Here is a 20596-nt window from a genome sequence, read left to right on the forward strand (position 1 = left end):
AGATCGAACGCAACGCAGCGTTGCAATGAATGATGGCGAAGGCAATACTGGCGGCATGCCAGGAGGACGTTTGAACCAACAGGACCGCCAGCGCATCGCGGCCGGACTGGCCGACGGGCTCTCCTACGCCGAGATCGCCAGGCGGCTCGACCGGCCGACCTCGACGATCAGCCGGGAGGTCGGACGCAACGGCGGCCCCGGCGGCTACCGGCCCCAGCAGGCTCACCAGGCGACGGTCCAGCGGGCACGGCGTGACACACCGGCACCCCCGCACACGGCCGGGCCGCCGGGCGGCGCGGTGGAAGAGGAGATCGTCGAGCTGGCGGTCAGGTCAGGGATGCCGAGGATGACAGCACGCGTGCACGTCGACCTGCTGCTGTCCGAGGACGGCAGGCGCACCGCGGCCGAGCTGGCCGGCAGGCTGAAGGTCAGCCCGGCCTCCGTCTCCGCGGCCGTGAACTTCCTGGTCCAGCAGGGCTATGTCCGGCGCGAGCGCGATCCGCGGCGGCGACGCGACATCTACGTGGTCGACGACGAGGCCTGGTACCACTCGGTCGTGATCAGCGCACGGCAGACGCTCGAGTCGGCGCAGGCCGCGATGAGGGGGGCGGAGACGGTCGGGCTCGACAGGCCCGCAGCGCAGCGGCTGGCCAAGGCAGGGACGTTCCTGGAGCGAGTCACCCTGGACATGATGGAGTCGGCCGACCGCTGGCGCACCCTCCTGGCGTGATGCGTCTCGCCCCCCTTGAAGCCGGCGCACGATCTCCGTGACCCGGGGCACTGGGGAAAGTGCCACGCATACTCGCGCTTCGGCGGTCCTCCGAAGAGGAACGAGACCTTCTTGACGCGGCGTTGACGGCTGACGTCGACAGCAGGACGGCGTGGCGTGCCGGACGTGGCGGCGGTGGCCGAACATCGGCCACCGGGACGGACTGGCGTGTTCACACCCTCACCTGTGACGCCCGGCATTACCGTCTTTGACCGTGTATCAACCCTTGACACATCATCATCGAACAATTCCCTTCGGCCAGAACAAGCCATCGAATGCAATAAACACCCCGTCAAGAGGCCCTGGTTCAGCGTAAATATTGCGATAAGGGGACTGGCCACGCCCAGATCTTCAGCGCTTCTCTCAGATGGCTCAAACAGATCGGTCTGTCGACTCCCGGCCACAGCGGTCCTCTCGTCCCACGTGCGACCGGCGGTTCCCGTCCCCCTTCCGCTCCTCACCACTCAACGAGGTGCATCGCCTATGGCGGATCTGGCTTTCCTCGGTCTCATCGTCCTCTCGTTCGTCCTCCTCCACCTCGTGGTGAAGGGGGTCGAGAAGCTGTGAGTGCCGACAACGCCGTGGGGCTCGTCACGGCCGTGGCCCTGCTGGTCTACCTGGTGTTCTGCCTGCTCTTCCCGGAGAGGTTCTGATGAACGACACCCTCGCGGGCTGGCTGCAGATCCTCACCCTGGTGGCCGCGCTCGCCCTGTCCTACCGACCGCTCGGTGACCACATCGCCCGCTGCCTGACCACCTCCCGGCATCTGCGCGCCGAGCGCGTCGCGTACCGGGCGGGCGGGGTGAACCCGGACGCCGATCAGACCTGGGCGGCCTATCTGCGCAGCGTCCTGGCGTTCTCGCTGGTGTCGCTGCTGTTCCTCTACGGCTTCCAGCGGCTGCAGAACCACCTGCTGCTGTCGCTGGGCATGAAGCCCGTCCCCTCGGACCAGGCGTTCAACACCGCGGCCTCGTTCGTCACCAACACCAACTGGCAGTCGTACTCGGGCGAGTCGACGATGGGCCATCTGGTGCAGATGGCCGGCCTCGCGGTACAGAACTTCGTCTCCGCGGCGGTCGGCATCGCTGTCGTCGCCGCCCTCATCCGCGGCTTCACCCGCAAGCGGACCAGCCGGGTCGGCAACTTCTGGGCCGACCTCACCCGGATCGTCCTGCGTGTGCTGCTGCCGATCGCCCTCGTCTTCGCGATCGCGCTCCTCGCGGCCGGAGTGATCCAGAACTTCCACGGCGTCCAGGCGGTGACGACCATCGCCGGCGACCACCAGAGCATCACCGGCGGGCCGGTCGCCTCGCAGGAGGCCATCAAGGAGCTGGGCACCAACGGCGGCGGCTTCTACAACGCCAACTCCGCCCACCCCTTCGAGAACCCCACCGCCTTCACCAACCTCCTGGAGATCTACCTGCTGCTGGTGATCTCCTTCTCCCTCCCCCGGACCTTCGGCACGATGGTCGGCGACCGGCGGCAGGGATACGCCGTCCTCGCCGTGATGGGGGTCATCTGGGCAGCGTCCGTCGCCGTGGTGACGGCCAACGAGCTCCACTCCGTGAGCAGTTCGGCGGGTCATGCCGCGGGCAGCATGATGGAGGGCAAGGAGCAGCGGTTCGGCGTCTGGGCATCGGCGCTCTTCGCCGTGGCGACCACCCTCACCTCCTGCGGCGCGGTCGACTCCTCCCACGACTCGTACACGCCGGGCGGCGGCGGTCTGCTGATCTTCAACATGATGCTGGGCGAGATCGCCCCCGGCGGCACGGGCTCCGGCCTCTACGGGATCCTGGTCCTCGCCATCGTCGCCGTCTTCGTGGCCGGCCTGATGGTGGGCCGGACCCCCGAGTTCCTGGGCAAGAAGATCCGCAGCCGGGAGATGAAGTTCGCCTCCCTCTACATCCTCACCACCCCCGTCATCGTCCTGATCGGGGCGGGCGTCGCCATGGCATTGCCCGGTGAGCGGGCGGCGATGACGAACCCCGGGCCGCACGGCTTCTCCGAGGTGCTCTACGCCTTCACCTCAGCGGCCAACAACAACGGCTCCGCCTTCGCCGGCCTCCAGGCCAACACGGTCTGGTACAACACCGCCCTCGGCCTGGCCATGATCTTCGGCCGCTTCCTGCCGATGGTGTTCGTCCTGGCACTCGCCGGTGCCCTGGCCGGGCAGCGCCCCGTGCCGGTGACGGCGGGCACGCTGCCCACGCACCGGCCGCTGTTCGTGGGCCTGCTCACCGGCGTGATCCTCATTGTCGTGGGCCTGACCTTCTTCCCCGCGCTGGCGCTGGGCCCCCTCGCGGAAGGACTCCACTGATGTCCACCTCTCCGGCACCGGACCCCTCGCATCAGCCGCACCGGGTCTCGGGCGGTCTGCTGGACCCGCGGCAGCTCGCCTCCTCCTTCCCCGGTGCCGTGCGCAAGCTGGATCCCCGGTTGATGGTCCACAACCCGGTCATGTTCGTCGTCGGGGTCGGAGCCGTCCTCACCACCTTGTCGGCTCTCAAGGACCCGGGCGTCTTCCCCTGGGTGATCACGGCGTGGCTGTGGCTCACCATCGTCTTCGCCAACCTCGCCGAGGCGGTGGCCGAGGGGCGGGGCAAGGCCCAGGCGGAGACGCTGCGCCGGACCCGGACCCAGACCACGGCACGCCGCCTCGCCGACTGGCGTCCCCGGACAGCGACCCCCGTGGAAGAAGAGGTGCCGGCCGCGGACCTGCGCCTGGGCGACCACGTCGTCGTCGAGGCCGGGCAGGTCATCCCCGGTGACGGCGACGTGGTCGAGGGCGTCGCCAGCGTGGACGAATCGGCGATCACCGGCGAGTCCGCCCCGGTCATCCGGGAGTCCGGCGGAGACCGCTCGGCGGTCACGGGCGGCACGAAAGTGCTGTCGGACCGCATCATCGTCAAGATCACTTCCAAGCCCGGCGAGACCTTCATCGACCGGATGATCGCGCTGGTGGAGGGCGCGGCGCGGCAGAAGACACCGAACGAGATCGCGCTGAACATCCTGCTGGCCTCGCTCACCGTCGTCTTCCTCGTCGCGGTGGTCACCCTCCAGCCGTTCGCGGTGTTCGCGGGCGCGGAACAGAGCATCGTCGTCCTCGTCGCGCTCGTCGTGGCCCTCATCCCGACCACGATCGGCGCGCTGCTCTCGGCCATCGGCATCGCCGGCATGGACCGGCTCGTGCAGCGCAACGTGCTCGCCATGTCAGGGCGCGCCGTGGAGGCCGCCGGGGACGTGGGCACACTCCTGCTCGACAAGACGGGCACCATCACGCTGGGGAACCGTCAGGCCGCCGAGTTCCTGCCGGTCGGCGGCGTCGGCGCGGACGAACTCGCGGACGCCGCCCAGCTGTCCTCGCTCGCCGACGAGACGCCCGAGGGCCGCTCGATCGTCGTCCTCGCCAAGCAGCGGCACGCGCTGCGTGCCCGCACGGAGGGCGAGCTGGCGCATGCCACGTTCGTGCCGTTCACCGCGCAGACCCGGATGAGCGGAGTGGACGTGGACGGCCGCCGCATCCGCAAGGGCGCGGCAGCCGCCGTCGGGACCTGGGTCACCGAAGCCAGCGGCACGGTCAGCGATGAGGTCCACGAAGGCGTCGAACGGATCTCGCAGAGCGGGGGCACCCCGCTCGTGGTCGCGGTCCGGGACGGGGACGGCGCGCGGGTCCTGGGACTGGTGCACCTCAAGGACGTCGTCAAGGAAGGCATCCGGGAGCGGTTCGACGAGCTGCGCGCCATGGGCATCAAGACGGTCATGATCACGGGTGACAACCCGCTGACGGCCCGGGCCATCGCCGAGGAAGCCGGCGTCGACGACTTCCTCGCCGAGGCCACGCCCGAGGACAAGATGGCCCTCATCAAGCGCGAGCAGGCCGGCGGCAAGCTCGTGGCGATGACCGGTGACGGTACGAACGACGCGCCCGCCCTGGCCCAGGCCGACGTCGGCGTCGCGATGAACACCGGCACCTCCGCCGCCAAGGAGGCCGGGAACATGGTCGACCTCGACTCGAACCCCACCAAGCTCATCGAGATCGTCGAGATCGGCAAGCAACTGCTCATCACCCGGGGCGCGTTGACCACGTTCTCCATCGCCAACGACGTGGCGAAGTACTTCGCGATCATCCCGGCGATGTTCGCCGCGGTCCACCCGGGCCTGGACAGGCTCAACATCATGCGTCTGCACAGCCCGGCCTCGGCCATCACCTCCGCGATCGTCTTCAACGCACTCATCATCGTGGCGATGATCCCGCTCGCCCTGCGCGGAGTCCGCTACCGGCCCACGTCCGCGGCGGCGCTGCTCAGTCGCAACATCTGGGTCTACGGGCTGGGCGGGCTCGTCCTGCCGTTCCTCGGCATCAAGCTGATCGACCTCGGCACGCAGTTCGTCCCCGGCCTCCACTGACCGACCGCGCAGAAGAGCAGAGAAGAGGCGTCACCCCATGTTCCTGCACCTCCCGCCGACGCTGCGACAGCATGTGTCAGCCCTGCGCATGCTCATGGCGTTCACCATCGTCACGGGCATCGCCTATCCGCTCGCGGTCACCGGCATCGGCCAACTGGCGTTCGGGCACCAGGCCAACGGCTCCCTGATCAAGGAACACGGCGAACCCGTGGCTTCCAGCCTCCTCGGCCAGAACTTCGCCCTGCCGAAAAAGAACCCGGACGACAGCTCGGAACCCCTCCGACCCGACCCCAAGTGGTTCCAGCCCCGCCCCTCCGCCGCCGATGCCGGCCAGGGCGCCGGCCCGTACGACCCCACCTACTCGGGCGCCTCCAACCTGGGCCCGAACGACCCCCGGCTCATCACGTCGATCGCCCAACGGCGCGCAGCCGTGGCCGCCTTCGACGGCGTCAGCCCCGCATCCCTCCCGGCCGACGCGCTCACCGCCTCCGGCTCGGGCCTCGACCCCGACATCTCCCCGGCGTACGCCTACGAACAGGTGGCCAGGGTCGCCAAAGCCCGTGGTCTGCCGGCCGAGCGGCTACGGACGCTCGTGGGCGATCACGTACGCGATCGCGAACTGGGCTTCCTCGGACAGGGACGGGTCAACGTGATCGAGCTCAACCACGCCTTGCGTCACCTCCCCGCGCAGTCCCCGGTCAGGTCGTGAGAACGAACCCCAGGGAGCCCGTCGGAATGACCGGGGCATTCCCAAGCGCGTACAAGGCCCGGCGGCAGAACTGCCGCCGGGCCTTGCCGCGGTTTTCGGGTCCCGGCCTCGTCAGCAAGGCCAGGCCCCGCGTGCGTGTGCACGCTGCTCACCGTCCGGCAGCCCCAGGGTGCCGTGCCACCACCGGCAGGGCGAGAGTGAGCGCCCACCCCGTTCCCCGGCGGTGGCCGGCCCGGACCCCCAGTGTGCCGCCCATCGCTTCGACGAGGTCGCGGGCCAGCCGGACGGAGAGACTTCCGGCGTCCGCCTCGGCTCCGACGCCGGTCATCCGCATGACCAACCGGTCGTCCGACACCTCGGCCGTGAGAGCGGGCGAGGTGTCGGAGCCGCCGCGGCTCAAGGCCTCCGCCGCGACACTCGTGAGGACGCGGGCGAGGACGGCGGCATCGGCGATGACGTCCGGCAGTTCCTCCGGGAGCGAGACCGAGATCGTGCGGCCGCCTGGCCCGAGGTCGTCCAGCACGGTGGTGAGCACCTCGCCGACGTCGACCGGGCGCAGGTGCAGCTCCAGGGCGCCCGCGTGGAGCCGGCCGAGGTCCTCAAGGTCGCCGGCGAGCTGCTCGGCACGTCTCGCCGACTCCCGTGCCTCCGCCAGCAGACGCCGCTCGCGCGGCGGCCGGTCCCTCGTCCCGTCCGTCAGCCGGATGAGCACCGTGCTGGTCACGGTCAGCGCCGCCCGCAGGTCCCGGACGGCCATGGCGAGCGCCATCGCGCGGCTTCGTTCCGCGGCTTCCCGGGTGCCGGTCTCCGCGGCCTGGAGCGCGACCCGGCCCTGGGCGTGCGCGATGCCCAGCTGAGTGGCGCATGCCGCGAAGATGTCCTGGTCGTCCGCGCTCAGGCCACGGCCGCGAGCGGCCAAGGTCAGGTACTCGTCGATGGGGCTCTCCAAGTCGGCGTCGTACGGGCGCTCGGGCGGTCGTTCACCGGCACTCGCGACGACGAACCAGCGGGGCGGGGCCGCCGGACCGGGGGCCCGTTCGAGCAGGCTGACGGCGGCGAGGCCGAAGTTCTCACGCAACTGCTCGACCAGGGCGGGGAGATCCTGCCCGTGCATCATGGCAGTCGCCAGCCGGCTCAGCGCCGCCGCCTCGGCGGTGGCCCGTGTGGCCTGATACGTGCGCCGGGTGACCGTGCCCGCCGCCGTGCCCACCAGCACCGCCACAACGACGAAGACCGCCAGGGCGATGATGTCGTTGCCGCGTTCCACGTCGAAGGTGTGCACGGGCACGGTGAAGTAGTAGGTGGCCAGCAGTCCGGCGGCGATCGCCACGAGCAGGGCCGGGCCCAGGCCGCCGACGAGCGCCACCACGACGACGACCAGCAGGTACAGCACGAGATCGCTGGAGAGATCGAGACGGCCACGCAGCGCGGTGAGCACGGTGGTCAGCGCCGGCAGGAGTACGGCCGCACTGGCCATGGCCGGCAGGAATCGCTTACGGCCGGTTCCCCGGCCGGGGCGTGGCAGAGCGAGGCCGGCGGCTCCGGCAGCTTCCTCATGGGTGACGACGTGGACATCGACGGGGCCGGACTCCCGGATCGTCCGCCGCCCCACGTGACCCCGCAGCAAGGATCCGAGCAGGCCCCGTCGGCCGGCGCCGAGGACGATCTGGGTGACGTTCTCGGCGCGGGCGAAGTCGAGCAGCCCTTGGACGACGTCGGCGGCGGTGGTCTGGTGGTAACTGCCGCCCAGGGACTCCACCAGCGCACGCTGTTCGGCGAGGACCGCGGGGTCGGTGCCGGCGAGCGCGTCGCCCGGGGTGACGTGCAGGGCGAGCAGTTCGCTGCCCGGGGTCCGGGCGGTGATGCGGGCTGCCCGGCGGATGAGCGTCTCGCCCTCCCGCCCACCGGTCAGCCCGACCAGGATGCGTTCCCGGGTCTCCCACGGCGCGGCGATCCCGTGCTCGGTGCGGTAGCGCTGGAGGCCCTCCTCCACCCGGTCGGCGAGCCACAGGAGGGCGAGCTCACGGAGGGCGGTGAGGTTGCCGACGCGGAAGTAGTGGGTGAGGGCCGCCTCGATGCGGTCGGGCGGGTAGATGGCGCCGTGCGTCATGCGGCGGCGCACGGCTTCGGGCGGGAGGTCGACCAGCTCGATCTGGTCGGCCCGGCGTGCCACCTCGTCCGGGAGCCTCTCGCGCTGCCGTACTCCGGTGATCTGCGCGACGACGTCGTTGAGGGATTCCAGGTGCTGGACGTTGAGCGTGGTGACGACGTCGATGCCGGCGTCCAGGAGTTCTTCGACGTCCTGCCACCGCTTGGCGTTGCGGCTGCCGGGCACGTTGGTGTGGGCCAGCTCGTCCACCAGGGCGACCTGCGGGTCACGGACCAGGACGGCGTCGACGTCCATCTCGGTGAAGTCCGCCCCACGATGTGCCATGGCCCGGCGCGGGACCGTCTCGATCCCCTCGGCCATGGCCGCGGTCGGCCGCCGCCCGTGCGGTTCGACGAAACCGATGATCACGTCGGCGCCCTGGGTACGCAGCCGCTGCCCCTCCTCGAGCATGGCGTAGGTCTTGCCCACGCCGGGGGCGGCACCAAGGTAGATCCGCAGTTTTCCGCGCGCTGCCATCGACCGACTCCCGTCGGCTCTTCCACCGAGTCCCCGGCCGGGCCGCTCTCCGGCCCGGTGGCCTTCCGTTTCCATGGTGCGCCGCAGTGCGGGGCAGCCGCCCGCCACCTACGGGGAGGCCGGGGCGCCGAGCGCGCCGTGCGCGTACGTGTGGATCAGCTGGAATCCGGACTTCGCGGCGAGGTGGCGGCCTGGGTGACTGTCGCGGGAGCAGGTCCAGGACGGGACGCGGCCGCGGGCGGTGATGTCAGCGCACGGACGCAGGCGTAGGCCGGGCCCCGGCCACGCTCGGCCGGAAGGGGGCAACGGCGATGTCCTCGTAGCGGCTGCCGGCGAGGAGGAGGCAGGCGCTGGTCGCGGAGGCGCCCCAGCTTCGGCCGGAGGCCGCGAGCCCGGCCGGCCCGCCCCCACTCGCGGTGGTCCAGGCGAGGCCGTGGTCGAGGGCCCGTAGGGCCGGCGCGTCAGCGGGCGCGAGTGGGCGGAGGACGACGCCGGAGGCGGGCCGGGCGGCAGGCATCGGGGCGACATGAGCACAGATCATGCGCTCCCGGGGAATGATCTGCTCGAAACGCACTGCCGACCAGGGGCAGGAAGCGGTCCGGGGCTGCGATGCAGCAGTGGGCCAGCGGCGCGAGGTCCTCGGGGATCGTGGCGCACGGGTCGCCGGCCAGGACGGCATAGCCCCCGCAGGAGACGGCGGCTGCCCGCGGGCGCGGCAAGCGGTCGACCCGCCACGTGTCCCGCCCGGTGCGGGCGGCGTGCTCGGGAAGGGCTCCCGCACCCGGGCGCCCGGCCGGGAACCGGATGGCCGGCGCGGTCTTGGCGCGCTGCTGGGCCACGAACACGGCCGGCACGACCACGCCTGCGGCGATCATGTCCCCCACCAGGTAGTTCCTCACCAACGCAGCGGATCGCCGGCGCCATGTACCTCCCCGAACCACGCTACGGATACGGGCAGCACCTGAATGCAGTCGTGCTGACTGCACGCCCGTGTCATGCGGTCAGCACGAACACCGGACCGCGCAACCGCCAGGTTGGACTTTCAGGGGTTCACCCGGCGCCGAGGCCCCGGTCCGCAGGCTGCGCACCCGGCCCCGCGCCTTGTTGACATCACACAATCGAATCGCGAGAGCGGAGTCTGTCGTGCGCGAGAGAAACTGACAGAGCCGAGGCCATCTCCAGCGCGCACCCAGCCGCCCTCCACCACCGCGTGCCACGATGGCCGGGCGATGCCCGGACGCCCATGGGGAAGATCCTCGGACCCCGTGGCGTCGGCGCTCGCACCAGCCTCACCGACGCACGTGACAGGAGTGGACCCCCGCCATGCCCAGCACCCCCTCCCCCAAGGCCACCGCCCAGATCGGCGTCACCGGACTCGCCGTCATGGGCAGCAACCTGGCCCGCAACTTCGCACGCCACGGCCACACCGTCGCCGTCCACAACCGCACGTACGCCAAGACCACGGCCCTCATCGACGAGCACGGCCACGAGGGGAACTTCGTCCCCGCCGAAACCGCCGAAGAGTTCGTCGCCGCACTGGAGAAGCCCCGCCGCCTCATCATCATGGTCAAGGCCGGCGACCCCACCGACGCCGTCATCGACGAGTTCGCACCTCTCCTCGACGAGGGCGACATGATCATCGACGGCGGCAACGCCCACTTCCACGACACCCGCCGCCGCGAGAAGAAACTCCGCGACCGCGGCATCCACTTCGTCGGCACCGGCATCAGCGGCGGCGAGGAAGGCGCGCTCAACGGGCCCGCGATCATGCCCGGCGGATCCACCGAATCCTACAAAGCCCTCGGCCCCCTTCTGGAGTCCATCGCCGCCAAGGCCCCCGACGGCAGCCCGTGTTGCACGCACATCGGACCCGACGCCGCCGGACACTTCGTCAAGATGGTGCACAACGGCATCGAGTACGCCGACATGCAGCTCATCGCGGAGGCGTACGACCTGCTCCGCAACGTCGCCGGCTACGAGCCCGCGCGGATCGCGGAGACGTTCCGCGCCTGGAACACCGGCCGTCTGGACTCGTATCTCATCGAGATCACCGCCGAGGTGCTCTCCCACACCGATGCCGCCACCGGGCAGCCCTTCGTGGACGTGGTGGCCGACGAGGCCGAGCAGAAGGGCACCGGCCGGTGGACGGTGCAGACGGCGCTGGACCTCGGGACCCCGGTGTCGGGCATCGCGGAGGCCGTCTTCGCCCGTTCCGTGTCCGGGCACGGCGATCTGCGCAAGGCCGCGCGCGGGCTGCCCGGACCCGCGCGCGAGACCCTCTCCCCCGCCGAGGCCGAGGAGTTCGCGGCGCGGGTCGAGGAGGCGCTGTACGCGTCCAAGGTCGTCTCGTACGCCCAGGGCTGGAACATGATCAGCGCGGCGAGCGCCGAGTACGGCTGGGACATCGACCTCGGTGCGGTGGCCGCCATCTGGCGGGGCGGATGCATCATCAGGGCCGCGTTCCTGGACCGGATCCGCAGCGCGTTCGCGGCCGACCCCGGGCTGCCGACCCTGCTGGCCGACAAGGGATTCGCGGACGAGGTGGGCCGGGCCCAGGACGCCTGGCGCTCGGTCGTCGCGACCGCGGTCGGCCGCGGGGTGCCCACGCCGGGCTTCTCCGCCGCGCTCGCGTACTACGACGCCCTGCGCGCGGAGCGCCTGCCGGCCGCGCTGACCCAGGGTCAGCGCGACTTCTTCGGCGCCCACACCTACCGGCGCACGGACCGCGAGGGGACGTTCCACACGCTGTGGTCCGCCGGCCGCGGCGAGGAGCGCACGGCCTGAGAAAGGCCGCGTGACCTGCGGACGGCCAACGGCCCCGGGCCACCGGGAGGGTGGGCCGGGGCCGTCCGGTCCGATAAGAGTGTCCCCACCTGCCGCTTCTGTCCTGACCTGCGTCTTTGCAGGTCAGAAAGGGGTTGCGGGGACCTTGGCATAGACCCGGCCAGGGGCGTGGGCTTAACTTATGGGCTATGACCTCCCCCCGCAGCACCTACGGTGGCGGCTACTACGCCTCGCCGTCGTTCCCGGACACCCCCATCTACGACAGTCTCGTCGCCGAGCGGGGCACCCCGCAGATCGCGCCCATCCGGGTGTCGTCGCCGTACGACGGCGGGAGCCAGCTGCCCGCCCTCCCCGCCCTGCCGTCGGGGCCGTCCGCGGCACCGGCCCCGCAGTCGCCGCAGACCGGCTATGCCGGGCAGGCCCCGCAGTACGGGTACCAGCCGCCCGCGCCGCAGCCCTCGGGCCTCCAGCAGGCGCCCGCGCCCTACATCCCGCAGCAGGCGGCGCCGCGCGGCTATCCGGGCCCGCAGCAGTACCAGCAGCGGCCCGCAGCGGCCTCGGCGAGTCCCGCCGGGTACGAGGCGATGCGCCCCGTGGCGCCCCGCCCGGCCCCCGCGCCGTACGACGACCAGTACAACAACCGCCAGTACCCGAATCAGGGCGGTTACTGACGGAACTCCCGATTCGGGCGGAGCCGACCGGGGGGCTTCGGTCAACCGCCCGGCCCGGGTGGCAAGATGGCCGCATGTCCACGCCATTGTTGACTGCGGTCCACTTCTATCCCGTCAAGTCGCTGACGGGTCGTGCCGTCGATGAGGCGACCGTGGAGCCGTGGGGGCTCGCCGGGGACCGCCGCTGGATGCTGGCCGACGACAGCGGTCACATGATCACCCAACGGCAGCAGCCGCGGGTGGCGTTGGCCGCCGCCGAGCCGCTGCCGGGCGGCGGGGTGCGGCTCAGCGCCCCGGGGCGCGCGCCGCTGGACGTCACCGTGCCCGACCCCGCGGAGCGGGGCACGGTCACGGTGCAGCTGTTCCGGGACAAGGTCGAGGGGGTTCCCGCCGGGGAGGCCGCGGACGCGTGGCTCAGCGCGTACCTCGGCACCCCGGCGCGGCTGCTGCACATGGACGACCCGGCGACGCGCCGCCTGATCGACCCCGAGTACGCGGATCCCGGCGAGACCGTGAGCTTCGCCGACGGCTATCCGCTGCTCGCCACCACCCTCGCCTCGCTCGACGCCCTCAACGCCCTGATCTCCCAGGGCGACCACCCGGACGAGGGCCCGCTGCCCATGAACCGCTTCCGGCCGAACGTGGTCGTCGGCAACACCGCGCCCTGGGCCGAGGACGACTGGCGGCGCGTCCGCATCGGCGAGGTGACCTTCCGCGCCGTGAAGCTGTGCGGACGGTGCATCGTGACCACCACCGACCAGCACACGGCGGAGCGCGGCAAGGAGCCGCTGCGGACGCTCGCACGGCACCACCGGATAGACAAGTCGCTGGTGTTCGGGACGAACCTCATCCCGGAGCACACCGGAGTGGTGCGCGTCGGTGACGACGTGGAGATCCTCGACTGAGCAGGCCGCGCGCCGTTCCGCCGGGAGCACGCTCCGCACGCCACTCGTCAACGCGCCGCCAGGAAGGGTCTCCGGAGGGGGTGATTTTGCTCTCTCCGCCGCCTTCCTCCGCATGCGATGCCCTGTGTGAGGTATTTACGGACGCGGAAGGGGGTGAGCGCTGTGCGCGCGACGATCTTCGCCCGGCGGTGGCGGCTCAATCCGCTGCGCCGTCGCACCGATGTCCTCGAAGCGTGGGTGGGGGCGGTCGCGGTGGTGCTGATGCTGCTGACGGGATCGGCCATCGGCTGGGTGACCGGCTCGCTCGCCCACCAGGCACTGCGCCAGACCGTCCGTGAACAGCGCCTGCACCGGCACCTGGTGACCGCCACAGCCCTGCGCAATCTTCCGGTCAGGGCCACCGAGACCGACCGTGAGACCGCCGCCGGCCGCGAGGGCCACCACCGGGTGGTCGCCCGGTGGCCCGCCCCGGACGGCCACCGGCAGTTCTCCGGCGTGGTCGCCGTCCGGCAACAGACCCGCGCGGGGCAGCGGTTCCCGCTGTGGACGGACGACCGCGGCCGGATCGCGGGCCGCCCCATGGACAACGACACGGCCACCGTCCACGCGGTGCTCGCCGGTGCCGCCGCGGCCGCCGGAGCGGCGGGCCTGGTGGAGGTGGGCCGCCGGCTGGTCGTATGGCGGATCGTGCAGCGGCGGTACGCCCAGTGGGACCGCGCGTGGGAACAGGCCGGGCACACCTGGGGCCGGGCGGGCGCAGGCAGCTGACCGGTCAACTTCCCTGGCCCACGCGCGCTACGGTGGACCGGCCGGTACGCATCCGTCCCGGGTGAACAGAGCACGAGGTGGGGGCGCAGCAGCACCATGGCACAGGGCTCGGTCCAGGTGACGCACACCGGTACGGCGCGATGGCGGCGGCGCACCGGCGAATACGACTCCCTCGCATCGGCTCTGGAGGCGGCGGCGGACGGGGACGTGCTGTCGGTCGCTCCGGGCACGTACCGGGAGAACCTGGTCGTGACCCGTTCGATCACGCTGCGCGGCAGCGAGGGTTCGCCGGGGGCGGTGCGGATCGCGCCGGCCGAGGGGGTGGCCCTGACCGTGCGGTCCTCCGCGGCGCTGCTGGATCTGCACATCGAGGGTCAGGACGCGGCGGCGCCCGCGCTGCTGGTCGAGGACGGCGCGCCGGAGCTCGCGGACCTGCGGATCGTGACGCGTTCGGCGGCCGGGATCGAGGTGCGCGGCGGCTCGCGTCCGACGGTGCGCCGGTGCACGGTGGAGAATCCGGGCGGGGTCGGCATCAGTGTGCTGGACGGCGCGACCGGTGTCTTCGAGGAGTGCGAGGTCGTGGCGGCGGGCCGGTCGGGCGTGACGGTGAGCGGGGGCGCGCATCCGCGCCTGGAGCGCTGCCGGGTGCATCATGCCTCGGGCGCGGGGCTGTCGCTCTCGGGCGAGGGCAGTGCGCTGGAAGCGGTCGGCTGCGAGGTGTACGAGATCCGTGGCGCGGGCGTGCAGGTGGCGTCGCGGGCGGCCGGTTATCTGTCCGACTGCCAGGTGCACCGGACGTCCGGTGACGGCGTGACCCTGGACACCGATGCCGTGCTGACGCTGGTGGACTGCGACATCCACGACGTGCCGGAGAACGGCGTGGACCTGCGGTCCCGGTCGGTGCTGTCGATGACGCGCACAGCGGTGCGCAAGTTCGGGCGCAACGGTCTGTCCGTGTGGGATCCGGGGACGCGGGTGGACGCGGACCGGTGCGACATCCACGACAGCACGGGTGACTATCCGGCGGTGTGGGTCAGTGACGGGGCGAGCGCCGCGCTCGGCTCCTGCCGGGTGCGCGATGTGCCGGACGCGCTGTTCGTGCTGGACCGCGGGTCGCGGGTGGACGTGGTCGACAGCGACCTCGCGCAGGTCCGTAACACCGCGGTGTCGGTGAGCGACGGCGCCACCGCGCAGCTGGACGACTGCCGGATCCGGGCGGCGGCGACGGGTGCCTGGTTCCGGGACCACGGGAGCGGGGGTTCGCTGGCCGGGTGCACCATCGACGCGACGGCCACGGGGGTCATCGTCACCAAGGGCGCGGATCCGGTCATCGAGCGGTGCACGGTGAGTTCGCCGGTGGAGGCGGGCTTCTATGTGTCGGCGGGCGGCCGGGGCTCCTTCCACGACTGCCGGGTGACGGGGAGCAGCGGATACGGCTTCCACGTCATCGACGGCTGCCGCACGACGCTGACGCGCTGCCGTACGGAGCGGTGCGCGCGCGGTGGTTACGAGTTCGCCGAGGAAGGCACGGTCAGCGAGGGCTGCACGAGCGACGAGAGCGCGGCGTTCACGCTGGGGGCGTCCTCGGCGGGGTCGTTGCGGACGGCCGGTGTCCCGGTCGTGGAGCGGACCGTGCCGCTGCTGTCGGTGCCGCCGGTCGCGGTGCCGGTCCAGCGGGTGCCCGAGGGCGCGGTGCCCTCCCCGGCGGCGGACGGCCGTCCCGCGGCGACGGTGCTGGGTGAACTGGACGCGCTGGTGGGCCTGGAGAGCGTCAAGCGGGAGGTGCGGGCGCTCACCGACATGATCGAGGTGGGGCGGCGGCGCCAGGAGGCGGGGCTGAAGGCCGCCTCCGTGCGGCGGCATCTGGTGTTCACCGGTTCACCGGGCACGGGCAAGACCACGGTGGCCCGGCTCTACGGCGAGATCCTCGCGTCGCTGGGGGTGCTGGAGCGCGGTCATCTGGTGGAGGTGTCGCGCGTGGACCTGGTGGGCGAGCACATCGGTTCCACGGCGATCCGGACGCAGGAGGCGTTCGACCGGGCGCGAGGCGGGGTGCTGTTCATCGACGAGGCGTACGCGTTGTGCCCGGAGGACTCGGGGCGGGACTTCGGCCGCGAGGCGATCGACACCCTGGTGAAGCTGATGGAGGACCACCGTGACGAGGTGGTGGTGATCGTCGCGGGGTACACCGAGGAGATGCGGCGCTTCCTGACGATCAACCCCGGGGTGGCGTCGCGGTTCTCGCGCACGATCACCTTCGGGGACTACGCCCCGGACGAGCTGCTGCGCATCGTGGAGCAGCAGGCGGAGGAGCACGAGTACCGGATCGGGGACGGGGCCGCGGAGGCCCTGTTGGCGTATTTCACGGCGATCCCGAAGGGACCCGCGTTCGGCAACGGCCGCACGGCGCGGCAGACGTTCGAGGCGATGGTCGAGCGGCACGCGGGCCGGGTGGCGCAGCTCGTCGACCCGAGCACCGACGATCTGACGCTGCTGTATCCGCAGGATCTGCCGACACTGCCGTGAGGCAGTCCGGATATGCGATGGCCGGAGTGAGGCACGGGCGTTGTCACAGGTGCGTGGGAGGATGAACACGCGGATTCGGCAGTGCTGAGCGGAGGGACCGGCCGGTGAGCGACAACCAGAATCTCCTGGCGGAACAACGGCGCGCCCTGATCCTCGACGAGGTGCGGCGGCGTGGTGGTGTGCGGGTCAACGAGCTGACGCGCAAGCTCAATGTCTCGGACATGACGGTCCGCCGCGATCTGGACGCGCTGGCCCGGCAGGGTGCCGTGGAGAAGGTGCACGGGGGCGCGGTGCCGGTCGCCGAGGCGACGGCGCACGAGCCCGGCTTCGAGGCCAAATCGGCGCTGGAGCTCATCGCCAAGGAGGACATCGCGCGGGCCGCGGCGAAGATGGCCGCGCACGGCAGTGCGATAGCCCTGGCCGGCGGGACGACGGTGTTCGCCCTGGCCCAGCAGCTCGTGGATGTCCCGGATCTGACGGTGGTGACGAATTCGGTGCGCGCGGCTGATGTGTTCCACAGCGCTCAGCGCACGATGACGGCCGCGGGGCCTTCGCCACGTCCGGGTGCGGCGATGGTGGTGCTGACGGGCGGGGTGCGTACGCCGTCGGACACGCTGGTGGGGCCGGTGGCGGACGCGGCGATCCGCTCACTGCACTTCGATGTGCTGTTCATCGGGGTGCACGGCATCTCCGTGGAGGCGGGGCTGTCGACGCCCAATCTCGCGGAGGCGGAGACGAACCGGCACTTCGTGCGGTCCGCCCGGCGGGTCGTGGTGGTGGCGGACCACACCAAGTGGGGGACGGTGGGCCTGAGTTCCTTCGCCGCCCTGGACGAGGTGGACGCGCTGGTCACGGACGCGGGGCTGTCGGAGGGGGCGCGCCAGGACATCGCGGAGCGGCTGCCGGAGCTGGTGGTGGCGGAGAGTTCGCGGGGCAGCGCCGAGGGCTGAGGCGGCGCAGACATCCGGGGCCTCAGGGGTTAGGGTGTGCGGCGCCGTTGGCCGGTCGATCCGATGGGGTGCACGATGGCGCGCAGACTCCGCCCTGTGGGGCTGGACTTCGTGGAGGCGGCACCGCTGCGGCTGGTGTTCGTCGCGCACATGGCGGCGGCGCCCCGGCGCGTCTATGCCGCGCTGGCGGAGGATGTGCCGGGCTGGGCGCGGTGGTTCCGTGCGGTGACGGCGGCCCGGCCGGTGGAGCGGGCCGCCGTCAAGGGCCGGGAGATCCGGCTGCTGGGTGGCGCGCGCTTCCTGGAGACGGTCCTGGCGGAGGACCCGTCCCGGCGCTACGCGTACCGCGTCGACGTCACGAACGCGCCGGGTGTGCGGGCCATGGCCGAGGACTGGCAGTTGCTCGCCGTCGGCACGGGCACGGTCGTCCGGTGGACAGTGGCGGTCGACGGCTCCGCACCGGTGCGCCTGGCGGCCGCGCTGGCGAGGCCCGGCCTCGGGTACGCGTTCCGTGACGCGGTGCACTGCCTCGACCGGCGTCTCACGGCGATGCACGGCCGTCCCTCCTGAACGCGCTTACGGGCCTTCAGCCGGGCCAGTGGCCGGAGGTCAGGAAGGTGTCGATGGCCCGCGCGTACGGGGTGATGTCCAGGCCCTGTCCGGCGAGCCAGCTGTCGGAGTAGTACTTGTCGAGGTAGCGCTCACCGGGGTCGCAGATGAGGGTGACGACGCTGCCCTGGCGGCCCTGGTCCGCCATCTCGGCGACGATCTTGAGCGCGCTCCACAGCCCGGTGCCGGTGGAGCCTCCCGCCTTGCGGCCGATGGTCCGGTCGAGGGCGCGTACGGCGGCGACGCTTGCGGCGTCGGGGACCTTCATCATCCGGTCGATGGCTCCGGTCACGAAGCTCGGTTCCATGCGCGGCCGGCCGATGCCCTCGATCTGGGAGCCGCGGTCGCTGGTGGCGTGGGGGTCGTGGTTCCGCCAGCCGTCGAAGAAGCAGGAGTTCTCGGGGTCGGCGACGCATACGCAGGTGTCGTGCTGCATGTAGCGCACATAGCGGGCGATGGTCGCGGAGGTGCCGCCGGTGCCCGCGGTGGCGACGATCCAGGTGGGCACGGGATGGCGTTCGAGGCGGAGCTGGCTGTAGACGGACTCGGCGATGTTGTTGTTCCCGCGCCAGTCGGTGGCCCGTTCGGCGTACGTGAACTGGTCCATGTAGTGGCCGCCGGTCCGCGCGGCGAGGGCGGCCGCTTCCTCGTACATCTTGCGCGGGTCGTCGACGAAGTGGCACCGCGCGCCGTGGAATTCGATCAGCCGGCACTTCTCACGGCTGGTGGTGCGGGGCATGACGGCGATGAAGGGGACGCCGATGAGCCCGGCGAAGTACGCCTCGGACACGGCGGTGGAGCCGCTGGACGCCTCGATGACGGGGGCTTCCGGGCGGATCCAGCCGTTGCACAGCCCGTAGAGGAAGAGGGAGCGGGCGAGGCGGTGTTTGAGGCTGCCGGTGGGGTGGGTGGATTCATCCTTCAGGTAGAGGTCGATCCCCCATTCGGGTGGCAGCGGGAAGCGCAGGAGGTGGGTGTCGGCGGAGCGGTTCGCGTCGGCCTGGACCTTGCGCACGGCCTCGTTGAGCCAGGCACGGTGGGCGGGATCGCTGCGGTCCACGTCGAGGGTGGGGACGGCGGCACCGGGATCCGCGCCCGTCGCCCCGGGTTGCACGGTGCTGTTCACGGCGCTCCTCACGCAGTTCATCCGGGCCCATGCGGAGCACTCGGACGTTTCGATCATAAATGGGCACTGGTGCGTGAGCCGCCTCACAGGCAGACTGCGCACTGGGCACACGATTCAGCCGGGGAGGCGGTTGCCGTGGCGGAGCCGGAGTTCAACGCGACCGGGGTGCGGATCGAGCGTTCGTTGCGCTCTCTCACCCGGGCCGGCCAGGTGAAGATCAAGGACGGCAGGCTCGAGTTGCTGACGAGCTACGGCAGGGAGATCGACAGCGCGCCCGTGGACTCCGTCCAGGCGGGCCGCCCATGGTTCGCCGCCCGGGACCGGGCCCGGGCGCGGGTGAACGGGACGCGCTACGTCCTGACGCTGGGCGGCCAGAACCCGTCCGCCGAGGAGTCGGGCCCGTCCGCCGTCCGGCGCTTCCTGGAGGCGGTCCGCTCCGCCCGGGGCAGTGACGCGGGGGACTGACGGTCCAGAAGTTGCGCGAGCGACCATCAGGGTCGACCCTGGACCGTACCGGCATCACCGAGGGTTCATAGCCCGCTACGCTGTGGATCCGCGACGTCGACCGGGTCGGCAGCCGCCTCCGCCCGCCCGGACCCAGCGCGTGCAAAAACGCCTATCTGCATCAGGCTAGCCCTACTTCTTCAGGGAGTCGCAGCCGTGATCAGCCGACCGAACAAGCACTGCACCGTAGAGCTACAGGCTCTCCCGCCGCGGATCGGCCAGGTCCGCAGAATCGTATCTGCGCAATTGCGCTACTGGCATCTCGATCCGCTCATCGACCCGGCCGCCCTCGGCGTCACCGAACTGCTGACCAACGTGCACCAGCACGCGGAACCGGACAAGCGCTGCACGGTCGAGATCGAACTCGTGCTGGACCAGCTGACCGTCTCCGTACGCGACCACGACCCCCGCCTGCCGCGCATCGGCAGCGCCGACCCCGCCAGCACCCACGGCCGGGGTCTCGCCCTGATCGCCGCGGTCAGCGCCAGCTGGGGGGTGCAGGAACGTCATGACGGCGGCAAGGTCGTGTGGTTCACGCTTTCCGTACCCGGCACCCCCAAGGCCCGGCCGGTGCAGTCGGACCGGACGACGATCGCCTTCGAACAGCCCGTTCTCGAACTGCCCGCGCTCCAGCCGCCGGTGCTCCAGGAACCCGTCTTCGACGAGTCCCTGGTGGCGGTCCGGACGGCGCCGTTGCGCGACCGCTCCCCTGTCTGATCCAGCGTTCCCGGCTGCTCGGCAGGGGCAGCCATTCCAGCGGGAGCGGCGCGCGGCACCTTCGGGCGCGCCGCCCGCCGGGCGGGCCGAGCCCGTACTCAACGGCCATGCCGGACGCCTCAGCGCACGGATGCCCGCGCCTCGACGGCGCCGACGAGCCCGTGCGGCAGGGGGCGTTCGCGAGGAGATCACGGCGTGCCGCGTTTCCCTCCGGTGCCGAAGTGCTCCTCCAGGACGGACATCCGGCGCCAGTATTCGTCCTCGTCGATGTCACCGGCGGCGAACCGGCGGCCCAGAACGGCCGTCGGCGAGTTCTCGGCCGCTGCCGGCCGGATGTGCCAGGGGCCGCGACGGCCGCGCCATACGGTGCGGCGCAGCAGGGTGACGACACCGACCACGACGGCGGCCCAGATCAGCGGGAAGAAGAGGATCCACGGGCCGGGCCCGCCGTGGGCCCAGGGTTGCGCGAGAGTGTTCATGGGGGTTCAGCTCCTCGGTAGTGACGGTTTCCCGTCACCTCCGAGC

General features: G+C 71.5%; 18 protein-coding genes. 14 read left to right on the top strand and 4 right to left on the bottom strand.

The features are described from left to right. The first annotated feature begins 55 nt into the window (after positions 1 to 55). The 5 genes from ACH427_RS11720 (at position 56) to kdpC (ending at position 5885) form a co-directional block, all read left to right on the top strand. Positions 56 to 730, top strand: a complete 675-nt coding sequence (locus tag ACH427_RS11720; RefSeq protein WP_398869264.1) for a helix-turn-helix domain-containing protein — start codon at positions 56 to 58, stop codon at positions 728 to 730. Between the two features lie 602 nt (positions 731 to 1332). Beyond that, positions 1333 to 1422 carry a K(+)-transporting ATPase subunit F gene (kdpF, locus tag ACH427_RS11725; RefSeq protein WP_398869265.1) on the top strand — a complete coding sequence of 30 codons (90 nt, stop codon included), beginning with the start codon at positions 1333 to 1335 and terminating at the stop codon, positions 1420 to 1422. Beyond that, positions 1422 to 3086, top strand: coding sequence for a potassium-transporting ATPase subunit KdpA (gene kdpA, locus ACH427_RS11730; protein ID WP_398869266.1), 1665 nt, complete (start codon positions 1422 to 1424; stop codon positions 3084 to 3086). Before kdpF ends, kdpA begins: the two co-directional genes overlap by 1 nt. Further along, the gene (gene kdpB, locus ACH427_RS11735; RefSeq protein ID WP_398869267.1) at positions 3086 to 5176 is read left to right on the top strand and encodes a potassium-transporting ATPase subunit KdpB; all 2091 of its coding nucleotides are present in this window, start codon (positions 3086 to 3088) and stop codon (positions 5174 to 5176) included. Before kdpA ends, kdpB begins: the two co-directional genes overlap by 1 nt. A 37-nt stretch (positions 5177 to 5213) precedes the next feature. Continuing rightward, positions 5214 to 5885 (top strand): potassium-transporting ATPase subunit KdpC, encoded by a 672-nt coding sequence (kdpC, locus tag ACH427_RS11740; RefSeq protein WP_398869268.1) that lies wholly within the window; start codon positions 5214 to 5216, stop codon positions 5883 to 5885. Between the two features lie 148 nt (positions 5886 to 6033). On the opposite strand, the gene ACH427_RS11745 is transcribed toward kdpC, so the two are convergent. Both ACH427_RS11745 and ACH427_RS11750 read right to left on the bottom strand, forming a co-directional pair. Further along, a complete protein-coding gene (locus tag ACH427_RS11745; protein WP_398869269.1) occupies positions 6034 to 8511 on the bottom strand; it encodes a DUF4118 domain-containing protein in 2478 nt (825 codons plus the stop codon). A gap of 247 nt (positions 8512 to 8758) precedes the next feature. After that, on the bottom strand, positions 8759 to 9028 hold the full coding sequence (locus ACH427_RS11750; protein ID WP_398869270.1) for a hypothetical protein: 270 nt from the start codon (positions 9026 to 9028) through the stop codon (positions 8759 to 8761). Positions 9029 to 9834: 806 nt separating this feature from the next. Here ACH427_RS11750 and gndA point away from each other — a divergent pair. From gndA to ACH427_RS11785, 7 genes are all read left to right on the top strand, one after another. Next, complete coding sequence (gene gndA, locus ACH427_RS11755; RefSeq protein WP_398869271.1) at positions 9835 to 11295, top strand: NADP-dependent phosphogluconate dehydrogenase; 1461 nt, start codon at positions 9835 to 9837, stop codon at positions 11293 to 11295. A 188-nt stretch (positions 11296 to 11483) separates the two neighbouring features. Next, positions 11484 to 11966 (top strand): DUF6643 family protein, encoded by a 483-nt coding sequence (locus ACH427_RS11760; RefSeq protein WP_398869272.1) that lies wholly within the window; start codon positions 11484 to 11486, stop codon positions 11964 to 11966. A gap of 74 nt (positions 11967 to 12040) precedes the next feature. After that, positions 12041 to 12871 carry an MOSC domain-containing protein gene (locus ACH427_RS11765; protein WP_398869273.1) on the top strand — a complete coding sequence of 277 codons (831 nt, stop codon included), beginning with the start codon at positions 12041 to 12043 and terminating at the stop codon, positions 12869 to 12871. Between the two features lie 162 nt (positions 12872 to 13033). Continuing rightward, entirely contained in the window at positions 13034 to 13639 is a 606-nt protein-coding gene (locus tag ACH427_RS11770) for a hypothetical protein (RefSeq protein WP_398869274.1), read from the top strand. A 96-nt stretch (positions 13640 to 13735) separates the two neighbouring features. Continuing rightward, on the top strand, positions 13736 to 16165 hold the full coding sequence (locus tag ACH427_RS11775) for a right-handed parallel beta-helix repeat-containing protein (protein WP_398869275.1): 2430 nt from the start codon (positions 13736 to 13738) through the stop codon (positions 16163 to 16165). A gap of 104 nt (positions 16166 to 16269) precedes the next feature. After that, positions 16270 to 17115 (top strand): DeoR/GlpR family DNA-binding transcription regulator, encoded by an 846-nt coding sequence (locus ACH427_RS11780; RefSeq protein ID WP_398869276.1) that lies wholly within the window; start codon positions 16270 to 16272, stop codon positions 17113 to 17115. Positions 17116 to 17190: 75 nt separating this feature from the next. Beyond that, on the top strand, positions 17191 to 17685 hold the full coding sequence (locus ACH427_RS11785) for an SRPBCC family protein (protein ID WP_398869277.1): 495 nt from the start codon (positions 17191 to 17193) through the stop codon (positions 17683 to 17685). A gap of 16 nt (positions 17686 to 17701) precedes the next feature. Here the strand turns inward: ACH427_RS11785 and ACH427_RS11790 are convergent, their stop codons facing one another. Next, positions 17702 to 18850, bottom strand: a complete 1149-nt coding sequence (locus ACH427_RS11790) for a PLP-dependent cysteine synthase family protein (RefSeq protein WP_398869278.1) — start codon at positions 18848 to 18850, stop codon at positions 17702 to 17704. 135 nt (positions 18851 to 18985) lie between these two features. Between ACH427_RS11790 and ACH427_RS11795 the strand changes: the two genes are divergently transcribed. Both ACH427_RS11795 and ACH427_RS11800 read left to right on the top strand, forming a co-directional pair. Next, positions 18986 to 19315: a hypothetical protein gene (locus ACH427_RS11795; RefSeq protein WP_398869279.1), complete on the top strand. Its 330-nt coding sequence runs from the start codon at positions 18986 to 18988 to the stop codon at positions 19313 to 19315. Between the two features lie 195 nt (positions 19316 to 19510). Next, the gene (locus tag ACH427_RS11800) at positions 19511 to 20071 is read left to right on the top strand and encodes an ATP-binding protein (RefSeq protein WP_398869280.1); all 561 of its coding nucleotides are present in this window, start codon (positions 19511 to 19513) and stop codon (positions 20069 to 20071) included. A gap of 188 nt (positions 20072 to 20259) precedes the next feature. Here ACH427_RS11800 and ACH427_RS11805 read toward each other — a convergent pair whose 3' ends face one another. Further along, complete coding sequence (locus ACH427_RS11805) at positions 20260 to 20550, bottom strand: SHOCT domain-containing protein (RefSeq protein WP_398869281.1); 291 nt, start codon at positions 20548 to 20550, stop codon at positions 20260 to 20262. Positions 20551 to 20596 lie beyond the last annotated feature (46 nt).

The sequence above is a fragment of the Streptomyces sp. NPDC020379 genome, from assembly GCF_044387105.1.
In the GTDB taxonomy this organism is placed as follows: Bacteria; Actinomycetota; Actinomycetes; order Streptomycetales; family Streptomycetaceae; genus Streptomyces.